The organism is candidate division WOR-3 bacterium (genome assembly GCA_016934535.1).
In the GTDB taxonomy this organism is placed as follows: domain Bacteria; phylum SDB-A; class SDB-A; order SDB-A; family SDB-A; genus JAFGIG01.
This window is the reverse complement of sequence record JAFGSQ010000010.1, coordinates 1-21,716: the sequence shown is the minus strand read 5'-3', so window position 1 is coordinate 21,716 and position 21,716 is coordinate 1. Positions and strand designations below refer to the sequence as shown.

17 protein-coding genes and 1 riboswitch are annotated in these 21,716 nt (G+C 45.5%); of the genes, 10 read left to right on the top strand and 7 right to left on the bottom strand.

Annotated features, from left to right (window positions below):
* Positions 1–2 precede the first annotated feature (2 nt).
* Genes JXL83_01850 through JXL83_01840 form a run of 3 tightly spaced genes read right to left on the bottom strand, consistent with a single transcriptional unit; the run spans position 3 to position 2,728 of the window.
* Positions 3–1,076 carry a M42 family peptidase gene (locus tag JXL83_01850; GenBank protein ID MBN2362855.1) on the bottom strand — a complete coding sequence of 358 codons (1,074 nt, stop codon included), beginning with the start codon at positions 1,074–1,076 and terminating at the stop codon, positions 3–5.
* Positions 1,077–1,095: 19 nt separating this feature from the next.
* Complete coding sequence (locus JXL83_01845) at positions 1,096–1,959, bottom strand: ParB/RepB/Spo0J family partition protein (protein MBN2362854.1); 864 nt, start codon at positions 1,957–1,959, stop codon at positions 1,096–1,098.
* Positions 1,940–2,728: a ParA family protein gene (locus tag JXL83_01840; protein ID MBN2362853.1), complete on the bottom strand. Its 789-nt coding sequence runs from the start codon at positions 2,726–2,728 to the stop codon at positions 1,940–1,942. The genes JXL83_01845 and JXL83_01840 overlap by 20 nt, the downstream gene beginning before the upstream one ends.
* A 30-nt stretch (positions 2,729–2,758) precedes the next feature.
* Positions 2,759–2,941, top strand: a riboswitch (cobalamin riboswitch).
* 55 nt (positions 2,942–2,996) lie between these two features.
* Here JXL83_01840 and JXL83_01835 point away from each other — a divergent pair.
* The 3 genes from JXL83_01835 to JXL83_01825 all read left to right on the top strand — a co-directional run bounded on the left by JXL83_01835 (position 2,997) and on the right by JXL83_01825 (position 7,125).
* Positions 2,997–5,177, top strand: a complete 2,181-nt coding sequence (locus tag JXL83_01835) for a TonB-dependent receptor (protein MBN2362852.1) — start codon at positions 2,997–2,999, stop codon at positions 5,175–5,177.
* Positions 5,171–6,187 carry a hypothetical protein gene (locus JXL83_01830; protein MBN2362851.1) on the top strand — a complete coding sequence of 339 codons (1,017 nt, stop codon included), beginning with the start codon at positions 5,171–5,173 and terminating at the stop codon, positions 6,185–6,187. Before JXL83_01835 ends, JXL83_01830 begins: the two co-directional genes overlap by 7 nt.
* A 251-nt stretch (positions 6,188–6,438) precedes the next feature.
* The gene (locus tag JXL83_01825) at positions 6,439–7,125 is read left to right on the top strand and encodes a hypothetical protein (GenBank protein MBN2362850.1); all 687 of its coding nucleotides are present in this window, start codon (positions 6,439–6,441) and stop codon (positions 7,123–7,125) included.
* A gap of 165 nt (positions 7,126–7,290) precedes the next feature.
* Here the strand turns inward: JXL83_01825 and JXL83_01820 are convergent, their stop codons facing one another.
* The 3 genes from JXL83_01820 to JXL83_01810 form a co-directional block, all read right to left on the bottom strand.
* A complete protein-coding gene (locus JXL83_01820) occupies positions 7,291–7,827 on the bottom strand; it encodes a hypothetical protein (protein MBN2362849.1) in 537 nt (178 codons plus the stop codon).
* A gap of 142 nt (positions 7,828–7,969) precedes the next feature.
* A complete protein-coding gene (locus JXL83_01815) occupies positions 7,970–8,737 on the bottom strand; it encodes a DUF559 domain-containing protein (protein ID MBN2362848.1) in 768 nt (255 codons plus the stop codon).
* A 168-nt stretch (positions 8,738–8,905) separates the two neighbouring features.
* Positions 8,906–10,492 carry an O-antigen ligase family protein gene (locus JXL83_01810; protein ID MBN2362847.1) on the bottom strand — a complete coding sequence of 529 codons (1,587 nt, stop codon included), beginning with the start codon at positions 10,490–10,492 and terminating at the stop codon, positions 8,906–8,908.
* A gap of 149 nt (positions 10,493–10,641) precedes the next feature.
* On the opposite strand from JXL83_01810, the gene nuoE reads away from it, so the two are divergent.
* The 7 genes from nuoE to JXL83_01775 all read left to right on the top strand — a co-directional run bounded on the left by nuoE (position 10,642) and on the right by JXL83_01775 (position 19,970).
* Positions 10,642–11,136: an NADH-quinone oxidoreductase subunit NuoE gene (gene nuoE, locus JXL83_01805; GenBank protein MBN2362846.1), complete on the top strand. Its 495-nt coding sequence runs from the start codon at positions 10,642–10,644 to the stop codon at positions 11,134–11,136.
* Complete coding sequence (gene nuoF, locus JXL83_01800) at positions 11,133–12,905, top strand: NADH-quinone oxidoreductase subunit NuoF (GenBank protein ID MBN2362845.1); 1,773 nt, start codon at positions 11,133–11,135, stop codon at positions 12,903–12,905. The genes nuoE and nuoF overlap by 4 nt, the downstream gene beginning before the upstream one ends.
* Before the next feature lie 9 nt (positions 12,906–12,914).
* On the top strand, positions 12,915–16,541 hold the full coding sequence (locus tag JXL83_01795) for an FAD-dependent oxidoreductase (protein MBN2362844.1): 3,627 nt from the start codon (positions 12,915–12,917) through the stop codon (positions 16,539–16,541).
* Between the two features lie 179 nt (positions 16,542–16,720).
* Positions 16,721–17,539 (top strand): hypothetical protein, encoded by an 819-nt coding sequence (locus tag JXL83_01790; protein ID MBN2362843.1) that lies wholly within the window; start codon positions 16,721–16,723, stop codon positions 17,537–17,539.
* Positions 17,536–17,841 (top strand): hypothetical protein, encoded by a 306-nt coding sequence (locus JXL83_01785; protein MBN2362842.1) that lies wholly within the window; start codon positions 17,536–17,538, stop codon positions 17,839–17,841. The genes JXL83_01790 and JXL83_01785 overlap by 4 nt, the downstream gene beginning before the upstream one ends.
* A gap of 15 nt (positions 17,842–17,856) precedes the next feature.
* Positions 17,857–18,264, top strand: a complete 408-nt coding sequence (locus JXL83_01780; protein MBN2362841.1) for a hypothetical protein — start codon at positions 17,857–17,859, stop codon at positions 18,262–18,264.
* Positions 18,265–18,305: 41 nt separating this feature from the next.
* A complete protein-coding gene (locus JXL83_01775) occupies positions 18,306–19,970 on the top strand; it encodes a nucleotide sugar dehydrogenase (GenBank protein MBN2362840.1) in 1,665 nt (554 codons plus the stop codon).
* Positions 19,971–20,438: 468 nt separating this feature from the next.
* On the opposite strand, the gene JXL83_01770 is transcribed toward JXL83_01775, so the two are convergent.
* On the bottom strand, positions 20,439–21,716 hold a 1,278-nt coding region (locus tag JXL83_01770; GenBank protein ID MBN2362839.1), incomplete at its 5' end, for a hypothetical protein.

The window sequence follows — 21,716 nt, the reverse complement described above, 5'->3', positions numbered from 1 at the left end:
GGCTACTCCTTTTCGTCTTCTTTTATTTCCGGTTTGTCGATGTCGAGATCATCATCATCCAGTTCTGTGACCAGGGAAGATAACAAACGGGCAGATCTTTCAACGTCCTTGTGTGAAATCGTCTCAACCGGAGAATGCATGGATCTGACCGGAGCGGATATCACAATGCACGGGATTCCGTTCCTGATCAGCTGGATTGTGTAAGCGTCGGTGCCTGTCCCGTAAGGTGCTATTTCATTGGCGTAAGGTATCTCTTCGTATTCGCATATTTTTTTCGCTTTGGAAAGGATTCCTCTGTGTATGTTGGGTCCTACCGACAGGGTTATTCCTTTGCCGAGTTTAAAAGTTTCCGATTCTTTTAAACCGGGCATGTTGCCGTGAGTGACATCGAGTGCCACGGCGACGTCAGGATTAATAGCGTAGGCGGAGCTTTTTGCGCCTAATCCGGTCCATTCTTCCTGAACTGTGCCGACGGCGTAAAAATTCCAGTCAGTATTGATATTGTGCAGTCTTTCGAGCGTCATAACAAGTACAGCGAGGCCGAATCTGTCGTCTATGGATTTTGATGAAAAACTTTTGTCGAGAAGTTCGACGCTGTTGGCCTTGAAAGATATGAAATCGCCCACGGCAATTTTTGAGACGACTTCTTTTTCATCAAGGCTAGTGTCGATGAAAATACCGTCCCAGCCAAGGGGTTTCTTCTGTTCTTCCGGCGCCATGAGATGCGGAGGTTTGGATCCGACGACTCCTTCGATTTCGCCCTTCGAAGTATGCACTACGACTTCCTGGCCCAGGAGAATAGATCGGTCGACTCCTCCGACCTGATAAACTCTGAGATATCCGCCCTTCAGAATTTTGGTAATTATCAGTCCGATCTCGTCCATGTGAGCGGCGGCGAGTATTTTTCTTTTGCCCGAGCCTCTTTTTACTGCTACGGCGTTTCCGACATGATCTATGTATGTTTCGTCAGAAAAGGGTTTCGCCTCTTCGATGAATTTTTTTGCCACGGCGGCTTCCATGCCCGTTAAACCGGGTATTTCACAAAATGTTCTCAGGCGTTCGTTTGTTGATTTCATCTGCCCTCCCGATGAAGGATTACTGAAGCTCGGTTAAACCGAATCGCTTCATTATTTGGTTCAGTTCGTCGTAAGAAAAGAATTCGATGACAAGACGGCCTTTTTTTCCGGCCATCTTGATTTTTACCGGATTACCGATTTTTTCTGACAGCCTGCTTTCGATCGCGGAAATTTCCGGGTTTCCGTGGATGGGCTTCCGTCTTTTTTCAGGTTTGTGGGTTTTTTTAATGTCTTCGACATAATTTTCAGTCTCGCGTACGGAGAGGTTTTTGTCTATGATTCTCTGAGCGGCGATCATCATAAGCCTTTTTTCCTTCAGCGATAGTATGGCTCTGGCGTGACCGGCTGAAATGCTGGCTTTTCTGACGAGCAGTTTGACTTCATCCGGAAGGTCCAGAAGGCGAAGAGAGTTGGCGACCGTCGACCTGCTTTTTCCCACTCTGTCCGAAATGTCCTGCTGGCTCAGATGAAATTTTGAAGACATTATGCTGTATCCTTCGGCTTCCTCGATCGGGTTCAGGTTTTCTCTCTGCAGGTTTTCTATCATTGAAATTTCGAGAGCCTTCAAGTCGGGGACGTCTTTGATTATTACAGGAACCGTTTTCAGACCCACCTTTTTAGCGGCTTCAAATCTTCTCTCACCGCAGATTATTTCGTATCGGCCGTCGGAAGACGGACGGATTATCAAGGGTTCAATTATGCCGTCCTGTTTTATCGACTGAGACAGTTCAGCTAGAGTTTCATCGTCGAAATACGTCCGGGGCTGAAATTTACCTTTTTTAAGAAGTTCTATATCGAGTTCGACGAGGGCGTCGTCTGACGTTTTGAGAGAGGACGCCGCGCCTATCAGTGCGTCAAAACCTTTACCCAGTCTTTTTTTCATTTTTAAGCCTTTCTCTTTTTAAAAACTCCACGGCGAGAGACACATAGTTCTTGGCGCCGATGGATTCCGCATCGTAGAGAAGTATCGGTTTCCCGAAACTCGGAGCTTCGGCAAGTCTTATGTTTCTCGCCACGTATGTCGAAAAGACGTGCTGGGGGAAAAACCCCCTGACCTCGTCCATTATTTCCTTAACTAATTTCAAACGCGGGTCGACGAGAGTGAAAACTATTCCCTCTATATCGAGGGAAGGATTAAGTTCCCGACTGACCAATTCGTATGTTCTCATCAGTTTGCTCAATCCGTCAAGAGCGTAGAATTCAGGCTGCATTGTTATGAGTATCCCGTCTGCAGCTGCAAGGGCGTTGACCGTGAGAATCCCCAGGGTAGGAGGCGTGTCGAGAATTATGTAATCGTAATGATTCCCTAATTCTTTTAAAGAATCTTTGAGGAATTCGTTTCTGTCCTTTTCTCCGGCTAACTCAACTTCCATTCCAGACAGATGCTGAGAGGCCGGTATGAGATGAAAAAACGGAAGGTAGTCAAATTTGATAATCGCGTCGAGAGCCATGCAGTTTCCCGAGAAAACATCGTAGAGAGTTTTTATATTTGCGGCATCAACCCCGAGGCCTATAGTCGCGTTGGCTTGAGGGTCGGCGTCTACAATGAGTATTTTTTTTTCAGCAGCCGCGAGGGACGCTCCGAGATTGACAGCGGTTGTCGTTTTGGCGACGCCGCCTTTTTGATTGGTAATAGATATAATTTTTGCCAATTGAATCCGCCTTTATATGTTGACATTTATTATCATAAATGATTTAATTTTGCCTTAAAAATTCTTCGGCGACAAGGGAAGTTCCGATGAACGGAGACGGTCCCCGCCGCTGTGATCGCTGACGAAGGCGAAACGTGCCACTGGAAAATCCGGGAAGGCTCGCCTGAGGATGAAGCGAGAGTCAGAAGACCTGACGCTGAAGGATTTAGTTACGCACGACGGGGGGTTCGTGTGCGGGCGAAAAGCTTGTGCATGACCTCTCCATTGAATGGAGGGGTTTTTTATTTCTGGGTTCGTTTTTATATCATTATTCCGTTTGACGCTTGAAAGCGCCGCCCTATACGGTGTGGTGAAAGACGCCGCCGATTTATCTCCCATAGAAGCCGCATCCATATTCGTCGATGAAAGGCTTGTATGTATTACCGGACCCGGCGGTGAATTCCATGTACAGAGCATTCCGTGGGGTCAACACATGTTGTCTGTACGGAGGATCGGCTATGAGAAACGTGTGTTCTTCCTGGAGATTGAACAGACTGAAACAAGGCAAATGTTTGTTTTCTTGGAGTCCCAGTCTATAGAAGCAGAGGGGATAACCGTCTGGGGAGAGAAAAGGACCGAAGGCAATATTATCATCATTGATTCGGAAAACATTGAGGGTTCAGGGTGCTTCGACTTGCCTGACGTTCTGGAAGGAATAGCCGGAGTTACGATAAGCAGGCAAAACGCGGGTGATGTGTCAAGCGTTTCGCTGAGCGGCCCGTCAGCAGGGAGAGTAGGCATATATGTCGACGGTGTAAAAGTGAACAGCGCCGTTACCGGCGCTTTTGATCTCTCTTCGATACCTATCACTTCGGTAAAAAGAATCGTCGTAGTAAATAATCCGGGAGCCGGTTCGGAGCCCGGAGGCCGAATTATGATATTCCTCAAAGGTCAGGAAAGAGAAGAAAACGAGATATCTGTATTGTCGGGTTCTTACGGATTGATCGCCGCAAGATTAGGCTTCGGTTCGGGATTTCCTTTGACGGAAAAGGAGAAAATATCTCTCGACGTTTCTTTCGACGGTTATTCCGGAGGATACCCGGCCGAAGGTTACCCCGGCGGAGTTATCTCAAACAGCGATTCGAAATCCCTGAGGGGTGTAATGAGAATTTTTTCTTATTTTATAAGGAAAATTGAATTGTCCGTCGCCGGAAGCGCTCGTGAGAAAGGAATACCTGGTCAAGCGGACGGTACGCTTATGACTTTGTCAAGGATGAACGATTGTAACTTTACGGCATGGGCAAAACTGCCCGTATCGTTTTTCGGAGTTCCTTGTGCCTTGTCGGTTTCGCACGGTTTGACGAGTAATTTCTATTTCTGCCCTGAAAGACAACCCATCCCCGGTCAAAACGACAGCGCTTATTTTTTCCCGGAAAGTTCAGAAACCGTCTCAACCCGGACGGATATGTCGTTAAATTTCACACCTTCGGTAAGTTCCTGGGCGGAACTGATAATAGATTGCCGCTGGAACAATCAGAATTATTTTTTCAGGGACGGTCTGAGGGATTTTTTACCCGAAATCAGAGCAAGGAGAAGCGAAATAATTCTTTCCCTGGCAACTATTCTGACTAAATCCCTTGGGGTCTGCAAAGGAAGACTTGATTTTGAACTTGCTCCGTCAATCTGCCGCGCAAACGGCAAAAGCAAAGTATTCTGGTCGTATTCGGCCGGACTGAATATCTCTTCTCACTCTTCCACGTCAGTGTCCTCGGGCGGTGTCGGTTTTTCACGCAACATACATTATCCGGATTTTTCTAACACGCACACGGTTGAAACGGTTTATTCTTCGGGCAATCCCGATTTAAAGCCGGAAATTTCCAACACACTCGGCTTGAATTTTAATATGACAGGATCAAGCTTGCCGGGCTGGTCGTTTTCGGTTTCAGGTTTCTACGGAATTCTCGAAGACATGATCGTGTGGAGAAGAAATTTCAAAGGGCAGTATCAACCCTTCAACCTTGGAAAGGCCAAAGGGCTGGGCTGTGATTTTTATTTAAGTGCGGATATACCCGCCGGTTTTTATTTTAAGCTTGGGCTTTCCCTTCAGGACGTAAAGAACAGGACTGGCGGAGACATCAATTACGGAAATTACATAACTTATCGCCCGGTTTATAGATTCTCTTCGGAAACGGGATATAAAAGAGGGGTTTTTTCGGCGGAAGTATTGTACAGGGCTGTTGCCAGAAGATATACGAGAGAGGCGAACACGGATCCTCTCGGAATTTCAAATACGTCCCTCAATCCATACAGAGTTTTTGACGTATTTGTATCTTGTTCAAGGAGTATTATGCACTCTGAATGGACTTTTGTTTTTTCAGTGAAAAACATTTTTGATGATAGATATATGGTCGTGGAACAAATGCCTGTTGAAGGAAGAATTTTTAAAACTGAGGTGAGTGTAAAATGGTAAGAAAGAAATTCTGCGGACTTCTGCTGTTTGTGATGTTGTTTTCGTGTTCAAAAACATCTTCGCCCGCTGGGCCGGGAGGAAATGTCACGACGGAATGCTGGATAATCGTGATAAACAATTTGGCGGAAACGGTTTCGTTCGTCAAAACTTCCGACTGGAGCGCAGTCGTCAATGCTGTTGGCACAGGGCAAGTCCCAAACGATGTCGACACAATGGGGGGATTCCTCTATGTTGTCTGTTCCCAGTCATCGACTCTCGACAGGTACAGAAAAAGCGGAGACGGCATTTGTTTTGAGTCTTCTATCAGTCTCGGAGGTACCGTAAATCCATTCGGATTGGATTGCCACAACTCTAAGATTTACACATCGTGCTTTATGTCCGACGAACTCGTAGTAGCCACGGCAAATCCTTATGAAATAAAGAAAAGAATAAACGTAGGAAAAGCCCCGGAAGGAGTTCTTGCAGAAGGCCAAACTGTATTTGTCGCTTGCACGGGCTATAATTCGGCGACCTACAGTTACGGACAGGGATATGTTTATGCTGTCAGCGCTGTATCAGATTCAGTTTTGGACAGCATAAAGGTCGGTACGAATCCTCAGTACATGACCGCCGTGGGCGGCGAAATACACGTTTCCTGCACGGGAGACTGGGGAATCACTGTCAACGGAAGGATTTACATTATCGATCCCGTAAATCTGAGCGTCAAAGACAGCATCCTGATTGAAGGAACGCCCATGAGGCTCTGCTCTTCAGGAAACGACAGCGTTTATGTCTCGGCCGGCGGGTGGGGAGGGAGCGGAAACCTCTACCTGTACAGAAAAAACGGAGAGATATTGAGGGGCAACGCGAATCCGATTATCGTTCCTGAAGGAGCCATGGACGTCGAATATTGTGGGGGAAAGGTATATGTCGCCTGTTTCGGCGCAGACAGTATTGCCGAGGTCACAGGCGACTCAGTTACCCGAAAATGGCTCATAGGCGACGGACCGCAGACGATAACCGTCTGGTGAAATAGAAACCGCCTTCTTCTTCCTGTTTTGCGTTCAGCGGAGTAAAATGTGTAAGCGGTTCGCCGAGGTGCCTCGTTTCGGCGTATGGCTTTTGCAGAATAATATTATCAGTTTAACATTGAACCGCGGAAAAGAGAGGGAAAGATGCGAAACGTCATTTATTTGACAGCCTTAAAAAGGCAGTTCCGGATCAATGACGCCTGTTTTATTTTGAGGGAATTTCCCGGTAAATAAGCCGGATATATTGAAAGATGAAAGAGACGGACCTCCATTCGCCCCTCAAGCGTTTTCTTGAATCGCAGGGATACTCTGTAAACTGCGAAGTCAACAACTGTGATATCGTTGCAAGAAAAGACGGTGAAATCGTTGTTGTCGAGATGAAAACCCGCCTTTCTGTGGCTCTTCTGGCGCAGGCCAATCTGAGAAAAGAGATTACGGACTCGGTCTACGTCGCAGTACCTGTTTCATCTGAAAAAAAGTGGACGCGAAATTATAGAAGTGTAAGAAAACTCTTGCGGACACTTGAAATAGGACTCATAGCCGTTTATTTCATGAAGAAAAAAACAAGAGTCGAAATACTTTTGCAACCCCTTCCTTTCGCAAAAAGAAAATCGAAGAAAAAGCTTCGCGCGGTTCTCAATGAAATCCATGGGAGATACGCCGAATTAAACGTGTCGGGCAGTTCAGGATCCGCTGAAAAAATCACTTCATACAGGCTTGAAGCCATAAAGATAGCTTCGGCTCTCGAAAAATGCGGAGAATCAAGTCCGAAAAAGCTGAGAGAAATGGGCTGTTTTGAGAAAACGCAGAGAGTTCTTCATAACAATTTCTACGGCTGGTTCGATAGAAAATCAAAAGGCCTTTATATTCTCAACGATTCAGGGAAAAAAGCGCTGAGGCGTTACGAAACATTAATTTCGCTGCGGAATGAAAACTGATGATTTTGAAAAATAAGACTGAAGCTGCCGCTGCAGGCGTTTGCAGCGGCGACAGTCCTGCAGCGCACGGCTCTTCGTTGTAAGACTCACCGGTCCCAATCGTCAAGAAGCGGTATGAAGCCGGTTATTTTGCGGTCTTCATGCCGGCAGTCCTGATTTACCTCGTTACTCAATACCGAGGCGTTTTGCTTCTTCGGGTTCCTGGTTTTTCAGAAGATCAAAATTAGCGTACTGGCCTATTATGTTGAAGCTAGAAAGAAGGTCGTAGAAATCCCTGTTCGTTGAAGCATATTCAGAGATTACTGTCGTGTACGTCGTGTACCACTCAACTTTACTCAAGCTGTCGAGTTTTCCCATGATGGCTATGTCCACGAGCCCTCTGTCGGAGGGGTTCATAGCCTCTCTGAGTTTTCCGAGTTCAACCAGGATCTGAATGTTGGCTTCTTTCAGTTCTTCGACGGCAGGTCTTATTTCCTCTGCGTCGGGTTTATCTTTGATCAGATCGGTTACATCTTCAAGGGCTTTCAGATAAACCGAACCTATTTCTTCTCCGAGCTCTTTGGGATTCATAGGCTCATCAGGGACAACAGCAGCAGATGTGTCGGAAACAGCGGTTGTGTCTGCCCCGTCCCTTGTGCTTTTACTGCACGAGAGTAGAAAAACCGCAGCCGGCAAAGCTATCAGTAAAATGCTCTTTCTCATTTTGCCTCCCTTGGATTTGTGCGCGTTAAAAAGATTTTACAACAAAACTGATGTAAATTTATACAGAAAATGCTTGTAAATATTGTGCTGTTTGAAATTGAAGTCAATGTTATTCCATAGAGACAATGAGGTCTGAATCCTTCTATTTTTTTTCGCGCTGACAACGGTCAAAACCCGACAAGGCATTTATGGTTTGAATTATCTTGTTCATGCAATACCGGGCTCCGTCTTTATCAATTTGACCAGATGAAAAACGCAGAACCTGCCAGCCCAGAGAGGCGAGGTCGTTGTTCCTTTCGTTGTCTTTTACAGCCGTTTTCGGATTGTTGTGCCAAAAATCGCCGTCAGTTTCCACGTCGATCCTGCCTTTTTTGCAGTATATGGCAAAATCGAGAAAATAGTTTTTCTCTCCGGAACTTATCAAAACCTGTCTTTCGGCGCTGATATTTCTGATTTTCAATTCATTCCACATCTTTTCTTCAATTTTACTGCCTTCATAGAGATCGTTGATCTCTTCGGCCGAGAGGAGTTTTTTCAAGCTTGTCTGAATGAAAACTATCCTTCTCAATCTTTTACTGTGGATGGGTTGAACCAGGTTGTAAAGATCCGATATCAGCAACTGATAGTATTCCTTGTCGCTGTCATTGTTCAAAGGGTTTTGAGGGAACAACTGCCATCTTTTCGCCTTTTCAATCCTCAAAACCCGGGCGTAATGTCTCACCGAAAACGCCTCTTTTCCGAATATTTTCGGCATGTAAAAAGCGAGCCATTCCGGCGGCCATTTCTTCGACAGGAGCTTGTCCGCTTTATCTACGGGTATCCTGTACCAGTGAAGATCTCTCGCGATAAGCAAATCCTCTTTATTCTTGAGTATTGCCACGAGGACTTTTGATGCCTGATGCCGAACCATATATAAATATTGTACATCAAAATTTTTACACTTATAATGATTTAAAAGGAAAATTTCTTAACATTCTGTAAATCATCCAAACAAACAAGGTAATTTATATTACGGCATGGAAGGCAAATTGCTTCGAGTAAACAGGCAGGTTTCGATAAAATCTTTCCTGTTAAAAGATCAACGGCCTTGAGATTCCAGTGAATCGAGAAGACTTTTAATTTCCACGGACGACGGGAACAAACCGTAAGCCGTTTCAAAGTAACGCCTTGCCGATATACAGTCGCCGCTCGCCATGTTTATTTTACCGAGATGATAATACGGTTCGAACCACAGAGGAGAGCGTGCCGATGCCTCAAGAAAAGCGTTTTCGGCGCTGTCCGGGTCGCGGAAGGACAAACCTTTCAAAAAGAAGTAATCGGCTCTTGATGGGTTGATTTGAATGGCTCTGTCCGAGTAAAAAACGGCCGATTCCGGGTGTCCAAAACGCAGAAGAAAATCCCCTCTTTCGTAAAACCTTCCGGCGATACCCGACCTCATTGAAAAAAAAATAAAAAATGGAAATGAAAGGGCAAGAGCGAGAGAAAAAAGCTTCGGCTTTTTCAAAGCGCAAGGTTTTGAATGGGCTCCGGCTAATGTGAAAAAAACAATAGAAATTCCGAAGTTGTTGAAATCCCAGTCGCCGAGTGAATGAAGTAGTAAAGACAGAAAAGTGAAAAACAGAAGGGGAAAAGATAATGAATCCGCGAGGATAAAGAAAAGCGCGGCGGCGAGAAACAAGGAGGCAGGGATCCCGGCGGTCGAGGACACGTCAAGTATGATGTTGTGAGCGGAGGAGGGGACGTCCGTCTGGCCAACCGGTCTGTATCGCGGATATTGTCTTTTAAACATTCCCGGTCCGGATCCGGTAAAAGGATTGTCCAGAGTCATGTTTACGGCACCGTAAAAAGTGAGAAGTTTTGATCCGGAATCGGTTTTGAGTGAGTGAGCCCTTTCGTGAATTTCCCTGGTGGCCGGTTCTTCGTTCGATCTGTTAATTATCACTGCCGTCGAAGTGCCCGCCAGGGCGAGCACTGTTATCAAAAAAAGCATTTTTTTGTTTTTTTTATAAAAATAGATCGCGGTTCCTACTATAAAAAGAGCCCAAAGCGCTAAAGCGAGTCTCGAAGAGGTCAGGTAGATGAAAAATGAAACCGAGAACCAGACCACGCACAGAAACGCTTTCAATATGGAGCCGCTGTCATTTTTTTCAAGTAAAATCCATATCAATCCCGAAACGAGCAGAAGATAGGCGGCAAACGAGTTCGGATACTGAAAAGTCGAAAATATCCTTCCTGCGGAAATAAGTTCCGAAGACGTTTCAACAAGACCTGAACCTGAAGCCAGCATGTCTTTAATGGCGGGGAAAATTACAAAGTACTGCCAAAGCGAGTAAATGAGAGCGGCAGAAGCCGAGAAAACCGCAATCCGGTAAAACAAGTCTCTTTTTTCCCTGAAGGCGTATCCGCAAAAAAAAGCGGCTGACCACGAAAAAAAATATGAAACCTGGACCGTTGAGAGCTCTTTTTCTTCTGAAAAAACGGCGGAAAAAGCAGAAAAAATCGTGAAAGTGATTAAAAAAGGCAATGAAAGCGGGATGTTGTCAATTTTGCGAAAGTATGAAATAATAACGAAAATTGCGACAGCGAGCACGGCGGATGTGAAAATTCCACCGCTCGATAAATGTCTGTTTTTAGACACAAGAGGAGCGAGAAAAAAAACCAACATGAACAGGAAAAAGGAAAAGTGTTGTATTTTTTCCGGAGTCGGTTTTTTTGAGAAATCTCCGATCAGATAAAAAGACTTTCTTGCGCAGTTGAACATGATCAGCGGGATTATACATCGCCGCGCTTAAATTGTAAAATGATGGAGGTCAGATGGTATCCGCATCGAAACAGATTAAAGACGAGATGTTCAGAAGACAACTCAGGAGATACGGCAAAGATAAAGGGTCAATAATACCGCTTTTGCAGGCAGCTCAGGATATCTATTCATACGTGCCGTCGGAAATCGTCTCAGTTATATCCGAAGCGACAACGATTCCACAGAGCAGTATATACGGAGTGGCTACGTTTTATAAACAGTTCAGGCTAAAGCCTGTAGGCAAGCATATAATCAAGGTCTGCCAGGGCACCGCCTGTCACGTCAACGGTTCGAAGGAGATTATGAAAGCGGTCGAAGAGCACCTTTCAGTCGGAGAAAACGAAAACACTGAAGACGGATTATTCACCCTGCAGTCTGTGGCGTGTCTCGGCTGCTGCAGCCTTTCTCCGGCTGTAATGATTGACGATGAAACTTACGGAAAACTGACCCCTGATTCGATTCGCAGTATTCTGGATTCGTACAGAAAAAATGAAGGAGACAAAAAATGAAAACGCTGCTCGTCGGAATGGGGACTTGCGGAATATCCGCCGGAGCTGAAAAAGTTTGGAATCATCTGGCGGAACTTATAAACGAAAAGAATCTGCACGACAAAGTGAGACTTGAAAAAACAGGGTGCATTGGAATGTGCTACAAAGAGCCCCTTGTCGAGTTGAGAAAAGAAGACGGCACAAAAACAATATTCGGCGAAATTGACACCGAAAAAGCTGTCCGGATTCTCGAAGAAGCGGTCATTGAAGACGGGGAGATAGAAGATCTTGTCGTCTATGATTTCGACAAGAAGGGGGAAGCCGATCTTTTTTCAAAACAAATGCGTGTCGTCCTAAGAAACTGCGGCATTATAAATCCAGAAAGCATTGATGATTACATCGACAGGGACGGTTATGCAGCGCTTGAAAAAGTCATTTTCGATTACACTCCCGAGGAAGTCATTGAAGAAATAACGGCCAGCGGTCTGAGGGGCAGAGGCGGAGGCGGATTCCCTACGGGACGAAAATGGCTTTTTACGAAGATGAGCCCAGGCGATAAAAAATACGTGATATGCAACGCCGACGAAGGCGACCCGGGCGCTTTCATGGACAGAAGCGTCCTCGAAAGCGATCCTCATTCCGTAATTGAAGGAATGCTTATTTGCGCCTACGCCGTCGGCGCTCAGGAAGGCTACATTTACGTCAGAGCGGAATATCCCAAGGCAATAGAAAGACTGAAAATAGCTATAAATTCAGCCACGGAAAGAGGATACCTCGGAAGCGGGATTTTCAAGAGTCCCTTCGCGTTTTCATTGAGAATAAAAGAAGGAGCCGGAGCTTTCGTTTGCGGAGAAGAGACCGCTCTCATCGCTTCAATAGAAGGGAAAAGAGGGATGCCGAGAGTAAGACCGCCCTTTCCGGCAGTCAGCGGGTTGTGGGGAAAGCCTACTAATATTAACAATGTCGAAACATTCGCGAACATTCCTTGGATAATTATGAACGGCGCCGAAAAATTCGCATGTGTCGGAACTGAAAAAAGCAAAGGGACGAAAGTATTCGCTCTTGCGGGAAAGATAAACAGAAGCGGATTGATAGAAGTCCCCATGGGACTGACGATCAATGAGGTCGTCAACGAAATCGCAGGAGGGATAAGAAACGGAAAAAAACTTAAAGCTGTGCAGATGGGCGGACCGTCCGGAGGATGCATACCCGCTGATATGTGCGGCATTTCCATTGACTATGAGGAAATTGTCAAAACCGGAGCGATTATGGGATCCGGCGGTCTGATAGTCATGGACGAGGACACTTGCATGGTAGACGTTGCGAGATTTTTTCTCAGCTTCACTCAGAAAGAATCTTGCGGTAAATGCACTTTCTGCAGAATCGGGACCAAGAAAATGCTCGAGATTTTGACCAGGATAACCAATGGAGAAGGCGAACGTGAAGACATCCCGAAACTTTACGAATTGGCGGAAAAAATAAAATCCGCTTCGCTATGCGGACTCGGCCAGACAGCCCCGAATCCCGTTCTGACGACCCTGAAATATTTTTTGAGCGAATACGAAGCGCACATAATTGACAAAAAATGTCCTGCCAGAGTATGTTCCGCACTCGTCAAATACGTTATAGACCCTGAAAAATGCATAGGTTGTACGCTTTGCGCAAAGAAATGTCCGGTGAAAGCAATTTCCGGAGAACCTAAAAAAGTGCATGTCATAGACGCCGAATTATGCATATCATGCGGTAAATGCATGGAAGTTTGCCCGAAAGACGCCGTTTACAAAGAATAGGAGATTGAGATGTCCACTGTCAATTTAACAATAGACGGAAAACAGGTTGAAGCCAGACAGGGAAGCACGATTCTTGAAACTGTCAGGGAATTCAACATTGCCGAAATTCCGACCCTCTGCCACGACCCTGAATTGCCTCCGTTTGGTTCGTGTTTTCTCTGCGTCGTCGAAGTGCAGGGTATGAACAAACTGGTTCCTTCCTGTTCGACTCCGGTCGCTGAAGGAATGGTTGTCAGCACCTACAATGAGAGGATTTATCAGACGCGGAAGATGGCTCTCGAACTGCTTCTTTCGAATCATTACGCCGACTGTGTCGCTCCGTGCAGTGAAGGTTGTCCGGCTAACGTCGATGTCCAGACATACATAGCCCTTATATCCGCGGGAAAGTATTCTGAAGCAGTCAAAACCATAAGGGAAAAAAATCCCCTGCCTGTAGTATGCGGAAGGATATGCGTCAGGAAATGCGAACTTAACTGCAGAAGAAAGGAAGTGGACGAACAGCCGGTCGGGATCAATTATCTGAAAAGATACGCTTCGGATTACGAAAGAGAACATCACGAAAATGAAACTCCGAAAAAATTCAACGGAAAAAGCGTCGCGGTAATAGGAGGGGGACCGGCGGGTTTGACCGCGGCTTATTATCTCGCAAAAGAGGGTTACGGAGTAACTGTATACGACATGATGGAAAAACTCGGCGGCATGCTCAGATACGGAATCCCCGAATACAGGCTTCCTAAATCCGTTCTCGATAAGGAAATTGGATTCATTCTCGACTTAGGAGTGAAGGTAAAGACGGGAGTTCGTTACGGAAGGGATTTCACTTACGAAGACCTGAAAAAAGAAGGCTTTTCTGCGGTTTTCATAGGCACAGGCGCCTGGTCGAGTCAAAACATGGGAATAGAAGGCGAGGATAAGATACCGGGAATCCTTTCGGGGATAGACTATCTCAGAGAGCATCAGTTAAAGGGAGAGGTCCGGCTCAAAGGAAAAGTGATTGTAGTCGGAGGAGGGAATACTGCCATAGATGCCGCGAGAACTGCCGTCAGGGAGAAAGACGTCGTTAAGGTGACTCTTCTTTACAGAAGGACAAGAAACGAGATGCCGGCCGATCCCCTGGAAATTCACGGAGCGGAGGAAGAAGGAGTGGAACTTTTATTCCTGACCGCCCCGACAGGATTTTTGACCGGGAAAAAAGGTGAACTTAAAGCTCTCAAGTGCCAGAAAATGGAGCTCGGTGCACCTGACTCATCAGGCAGAAGAAGACCCGTGCCTGTCCCCGGGAGCGATTTTGAAATTGAGTGCAACAATCTTATTTCCGCCATCGGACAAAAACCCGATCTTGCCGGCATCGGCCTGGATAAAACAAAATGGAACACAATAGTCGCCGACGAAAGGACATTGAAAACGAGCCAGGAAGATGTGTTTGCCGGAGGAGACGCAGTTCTCGGCCCCGCTGTTGTAATAGATGCGATAGCGCAGGGACAAAAAGCCGCGAAAGCAATTGACGGGTACCTCTCTGGAAAAACGTCTGATTTTAAGACAAAATTTATTTCAAAGAGGGATTTATTCGGCCGCGCACCCGAGAATTACTATAAATTCGCCTCTCCTTTTAAAAGAAGCGCCATGCTTGAGGAAGAACCTCAAGAAAGAATCGAGGACGAACGTGAAGTAGAAAAAGGGATAGACGAAAAAGACGTTCCGAACGAAGCATCGAGATGCCTCGAATGCGGCTGTTCCTTGCAGGATGCATGCGCCTTACGGGATTACGCTACGGCTTACGACGCCGACGTCAGCAGGTTTTTAGGAGAAGTCAGAATTACGCCTGTAGACAGAAGTCATCCTTTTATCCTTCTCGATCAGAATAAATGCATACTCTGCGGAAGGTGCGTGAGAACGTGCAGTGATATAGTAGGACCGTCTGTTTACGGGTTTATTGACAGAGGTTTCAATACTCAGGTGTGCCCTATACCGGGAGAAGGATTGAGGAACACGGACTGCATAAACTGCGGAAATTGCATAGACGTCTGTCCGACGGGAGCCATCGCGAATGTCCCGTCTTCCGCAAAACCCATCCCTCGCCTTCTGGAAAAAATAAAATCGGTTTGCTCTTTCTGCTCGGTCGGATGTCATCTTTTGGTTGAAATGGATCCGACCGGATCCTGGAAAATAGGTTCCGGTAGAAACGGAGAGGTCGAGGGTCCGTCGAAAGGACTTCTTTGTTTCAGAGGCAGGTTCGGTCATGAATTGATCAAAGACGGATCGAGAATGACCAGACCTATGATAAATAAAAACGGCCGTCTCGTAGAGACGGATTGGGAAACAGCGATTGATGCCGTTGTTTCGGGTTTCAAGTCTTCGTCCGGGGAACAGGATTCAAACGCGGTATTTTTTTCCAGGAAATCGAGCGCAGAAGAAATGTTTTTGCTGCGCAAGATTTCAGATGCGTTCAGAACCGGTGTTTGCGCGAGCTTGTCGGCTCTTTTTTCCCCTGAATCTGAACTTCTGAACGATTTACCCGAGACATACGGGAGATCGACGGCAGATTTTAACGATCTCGATATGGCCGATGTGATTGTCGCAATAGGAGACATCGAAAATAGAAATCCTGTCGCGGCCATGAGAATAAACAAAAGAAAATCCGAAGGAGCGGCGGTTTTTCTCATAGACCCGAACGAGGCCAGTATTTTATCCAAAAAAGCGGACTTGTCCCTGTGTTTTAAAAACGGTGAAGACGGATATTTAATAGCGGCTCTGCTGAACTCGCTTATATCCAAGGGTGGATTGAAGTGGGAAATAATAGCGAAATTAACTTCGGATTTCAGCGCTTTTGAAGAATCGCTGAAGAAATGGTCTCTCAGGACCGTCGAAGAGACAACGGGTATAAAGAGAAGGATGATAAAAAAATTCGTAGACGCTCTTTCCGCTCCCGAAAAAAATGTAGTTTTTCTTCTTAACTCCGATCAGTACTCCTACCCGGAGACTCTGCGGCTTATTTGTTCGTATTTCGTTTTGACCGGAAAACTGTTTCAAAAAGGAAACGGCTTTATATTGCTCGGATCTCATTCAAACAGCTTCGCTTATAGGATTTATGAACCCCCTGAATCGGGTAATAAAGCCAGGCAAGCATTATGCAAAAGTGAAAAGTTGAAAGGAGTACTTATATTCAGGGAAGACCCTTGTTCGGACGAGAAACATAAAGAGGTGTTTGAAAAAGCAGAATTTTTAGTTGTTTCAGACTTCACATTAACACAAACAGCGAGAAAAGCGGACGTTTTTCTGCCTTGTTCGGCTCACTTTGAATCTGACTCGTCTTTCATCAGTGCGGTTGGAGAGGTTTTCACTTCAGCCAGGATATTTGAACCTTTACCGGGAAAAGACAACGTAAGTTTTCTTTCGGAAATACTCGAAAAAGCCGGTGGAGAAAAAATACGCTCTGTCAGGGCATCCGCCATTGAATCTCTTTCCTATAAAAAACCTCATTTCCACAAGAAAAAAGAAGCGGACGCTCTCGGCTCACCTGAATATTTTTTCCGATTGAAACCTTTCAGTTTGAAAAAAATTGAGATGGAAGAACATAAAAACATCGACAGCACCGACAGATGGATAGAGTGTTTTAAAGAGAAGAAGTTCAAATAAAATCAGCTGAGGCTTGTAAAAGAAAGCGGCAATGTGGTATAAGTATCTGAAGCGTTGAAAAAAATGAATAAGGAAAACAAAGACATCGATAAATTAATAAGTTCAGTGAGAGCCGATCCTTTTGACTCTGTCGCGTGGCATTCTTTGGGTAGATTTTTGGCTGAAAAAAAAAAACCGATTTGGCTAAAATTGCTTTTTACAAATCATTGCTCCTCGATCCTGATTCTCCGTCTTTTTCGGAAATCAGGAATCACGGTCTTCCCGAGGACAAGCATTTTGTCAGGAATTCAGACCCCGAGAATTTAATTTCTCACATATTGAGAAAGGCGGAAGGTTTGGAGGAAAACAAAGACACTGGTAAGAAAAACAGAAGGGAGTTCGCGAAAAAGTGGGCGAACTTGCCGGTTCCACCGCCCCCGGAAGGTTTTTTTAAAACTTCACCGGAAAAAGAAAGTCCAGGTGGAAAAGAGGAACCGAAAAAAGAAATCCAGGACGAGAAGCTCGATGAGATACTGAAGGATTTTGAGACTGATTTCACTTCGTCTGAACAACCTGAAGTCGGTAAATTATCGGATTTAGAGAAAACTTCATTGCCTGTGCCCAAACTCGAAAATGGAAAGACAAAGGAAGCTCTCGATGTAATAGTCAGAACCTTGAAGGCCGAAAAAGAAAAATCAGAATTTGATGTTTCGGGATGTGAAAGCGTTATAAAGTCAATTTTCGACAGAAAAATAGCGCTTTATCTCATGTTGGAAAAAGGATCGAGTTTTTTCGAAGCGGGTGATAAAAATTATGAGAACTCCGCCCGCAGCGCTCTTGAAAACGTAAAAACACTGAGTGAAGAAATACTTTACTGGACAGCGGAATATACAGAAGAGTCAATACTGGGATACATAGACAAAGATTTTTCAATCACGTCCTTTTGCGACAAAAAGAAGACCGGCATAGCTAAAATTGAGCTTGGAAAAATTTTCAACATGGCGCGGAAGAATTTATGAAAAATATCGAATCGGTCAAACAGCAGTCTGGCGTGAGAAAGTTTTATTATTTTTCTCAAGATAAAAAAACCGATGAAATCGAAAGAGAACTGGACAAAGAGAACGTATTGAGAAGGATTGTGCTTGAAGTCATTCCTTTTCTTGAAGGAGGAAGAGAACAGCCAATAAGTTATTTTTCGATTTCTACTGAAAAAGACGTCATCATGGTAGTTAAAAACTCTGGAAATACAGGCATTGTAGTGGCCGACGAAAACGCGAACATAGGTCTTCTGAGGATCATGATCAATAAAGTTCTCTCTTGAGAAGGAGGGCCGAAGATGCAGGAAGAACTCAATAACTTGAAGACTCTGTCTCTGTTTCATTTCATAATGAGCGGATTCACTGCGCTGGTCTCATGTTTTCCTCTCATACACATCACAATAGGAATTATCCTGCTCATTGCCGGCGCTCATGGCGCATTCGACGAGCAGAGTGAAGCCCCTCCCGCAATGGTCGGAGTAATATTCATTATCGTAGGTGGAATTGTGGTGCTCGTCGGATGGACTTTGGCTCTGTTGATTTTTTTAGCCGGAAAGAATCTGAGAAAAACCACCCGTTATCATTACTGTCTGGCGATAGCCTGCTTGTTATGCATCATGGTGCCTTACGGAACTGTCCTGGGTGTTTTTTCAATAATAGTTTTGACCCGGGAACCGGTGAAAGAACTTTTCGCAAAAAAGAACTGATTATTACCTAAAATTTTTCTGCATTATTAAATGGAGGTCAGATGAAAAAGATTACCCCCGAATGCGAATTATACTCGGAAAGCCCGCAAGGCGAGAAATTCCCTCTTCCTAAAAAGGAAGAATACGACAAGGAATATGACAAAATTGAAGCCCTCTCAAAAAAAGCCCGGGACGAAGGAAAAGAAATAGTCGTGGTCATGGGGGTCGGATTTGTTGGAGCAGTAATGGCGGCAATAGTCGCCGACTCCGCGAATGATAAAGGGGAACCCGGTAAATTCGTAATTGGATGTCAGAGACCCAGCGCGAGAAGCTTGTGGAAGATTCATCTTTTGAACAGGGGAGAATCTCCTGTCAAGGCTGAAGATCCGGAAGTAGAAGAACTGATAAAAAGATGCGTCATCGAGCGTAAAAACTTAGTTGCGACCTACAACAACGACTGCCTCAAGCTTGCAGACTGCGTCATCGTCGATGTACAGTGCGATTTTGTAAAAAGAGACCTAGGCGACATGAGAACCGGTGAAACTGACATGAGAGCCCTGGAAGAAACGATAAGAATAATCGGCGAAAAAATACAGGAAAAGTGTCTGGTTCTAATAGAGACTACCGTCGCCCCCGGGACGACTGAATTTGTCGCATATCCCATTCTAAAAAAAGCTTTCCTCAAGAGAAACTTGAAAGGAAAGCCTTTGCTGTCGCACAGTTTCGAAAGAGTGATGCCGGGAAGAGAATATGTAAGAAGCATTCGCGATTTCTGGAGAGTGTGCGCAGGTTGCGACGAAGAGGCGAAAGAGAGAGTTGTGAAATTTCTCAACGAAGTCCTCAACACAAAGGAATTCCCTCTGACGGTGATGGACAGGCCGATCGAATCAGAGACTACTAAGATAGTCGAGAATTCATACAGGGCTGCAATACTCGCTTTCATAAACGAATGGAGCGTTTTCGCGGAAAGAAACGGAGTGGACCTTATTAAAGTCATCAAAGCAATTAAGATGAGGCCGACACACAGCAACATAATTTTTCCTGGACCGGGCATAGGCGGATACTGTCTTCCGAAAGACGGAGGGCTAGGATACTGGGCGTACAGGCACATACTTGGATTCGACGATGGAGACGACCTGTTCAGAATCACTCCAGCGTCTATTGATATAAACGACACGAGAGGTTTGCACGCCGCTCAACTGGCCAGAGACGCTTTGAGGAACATGGGAAAATATATTGCCGGTTCTACAGTCGTCATATGCGGCGCAAGCTACAGGCAGGATGTCGGTGATACGAGATACAGCGGAAGCGAACTCATAGCGAGAAAACTCGCGGAGATGGGTGCTGACGTCCGTGTACACGATCCTTACGTCGCGCACTGGTACGAACTGGAGGAACAGGACGTTTATCCGTCGCCCGAAAGCTCGAGAAAGCATTTTTTCAGGAACCAGGAAGAACTGAAAAATGTCGTGGTTGAAAAAGATCTCGAGAAAGCCTTGAAACAAGCAGACGCCGTAGTCCTCGCGGTGCCGCACGAACCGTATCTGAAGCTTGAAGCGGAAAAGATAATTTCGATGGCAGATGGCTCTATCGCAGTAGTCGACTGCTTCGGAATTCTTTCAGACGATAAAATTGAAAAACTTTTTGAACTCGGATGCGAAGTCAAGGGCATGGGAAGAGGTCACATCCAGAGGATAAAAGAAAAGGTGAGAAACAGGAAAGCCTGATTAACCGATAGCACGAAGATTTAGTTAAGAATAAAAGAAAAGATAAGAAAGAATATCAACCACGAAGGAAAAATGAGTACATTTTTTCTACACGAAGGATGAATTGAATACAATTCATCCTTCACGAAGTGAAGGTAAAACAAACAAATTATTCTTTATAAAATTTGTATTTCAAATTTTATACTTCGTGTAGTCTGATTATTTGTTATGTGCAAATAAGCAGACCTTCGTGTAAGAGACATGCTGAATGTAATTCAGCATGTCTCTGCTTCGTGGTAGAAACTGTATTTGTTTTAACAAATTATAATAACGAATAAATATCCGCCACTGAGAAAACGAAGGATGAATTGAATACAATTCATCCTCACGGAGTCGGTGAAGAAAAATTGTATAAGCTAAGGAACAATTGATTAGAATAAAAAAAAGGGCGGAAGAAAACTTCCGCCCTTTTTTTATATGATCAGATTATCAGAAGTGATAAACCGCTGATACGCAAAGATTCATCGGATCGGTGCCGTTGTTGGCGCCGGAGATGAGATAGGGACCGTTGTAAAGAAGGTCTTCACTTACTTCGGTGTCTATCGTGAAGTTTGGTCCGAAATGGACGCCGAGGCCGACCTGAACGTTCATGTTCTTGCCGAACTGGGTCTTTCTTTCGTTTTCAACGCTGGCTCCGGCGGCTGTCGTAGTCAGTTTCTCGGTGACCATGTTGAGCTGATAGGTCATTCCGGCTCTTGCAGTCAGCCATGAGAAAACCTGTGATTCCGCACCGGCTTTAACCCTGGGGAAGGTGATGGTGTTCATCGTGCCTTCCTGGTCGTTGTTGTTGGAGACGTCGTTTTCTTTTGTGAGTTTGCCTGTTTCGTAACCGAGTTCGGCTGCGAGTCCGGCCTGCCAGGTGGCTCCTGACCATACTATTCCTGTTCCAAGAACGAATGACAGATCAGTATATTTGAGTGTGGGATTCCAGTCCACTCCGTTGGGATCGTATTCGCCGTTTCCGGTTTCGTAGCTTAAGCCAACCAAGGGAAGAATTACTTTCGTCGTCTGGTTGGGATACATTTTGTACTTGAAGCCGAGGTTGACTGCCATGTTCGAATTGTCGAATTTGTCGGTCGTTGTCACTGCGCCTGCTATAGCTTTGATTTCAGCGCTCGAAGTGAGCATGTCGAATCCGACTGTTACGTCCATGGGCATGGTGTAGTAGCCGAGGAGTAATCCTATCTTCATAGAATTAAGAGTGGGTTCCCAGTTGGGAGCTGTCGTCGAATATCCCCAGTAACCGAAATTGAGGTTTATTCCGAGACCGGCTTTCGGGCCCCAGTTCTTCGACCAGATTACGTCGAGAATGTTGTTGGGAACCTGAAGCGTGTCATTGACGTAGTCTTCGGTTCCTGCCATCAAACCGGCGGGAGTCCAGGTCATGCCCGCTGGAAGGTTGTTCTGGAAATCGAACAAACCGCGGAAAGTGGCCGGGCGGTTGACGGCTATGCCGAGATACTGATTGGCATTGCCGTAATGGAGATAACCCCACCTGTCCATGTCGCCGTTGTTGGTCGGGTTGTCAAAGCCGAATTCCATTCCGACGGCGTCTTTTCCTATTTCATTGTGATGAACGACCATGTAGCCGGGGTTCGACCAACAAGACATAATGTCCGACATGTATCCTGCCATGTTGAGGACACTGATCCTTGACTGGGTCGCGTAACCGGCGACTGCTATCAGGGTAAGAAGCACTCCGATAAG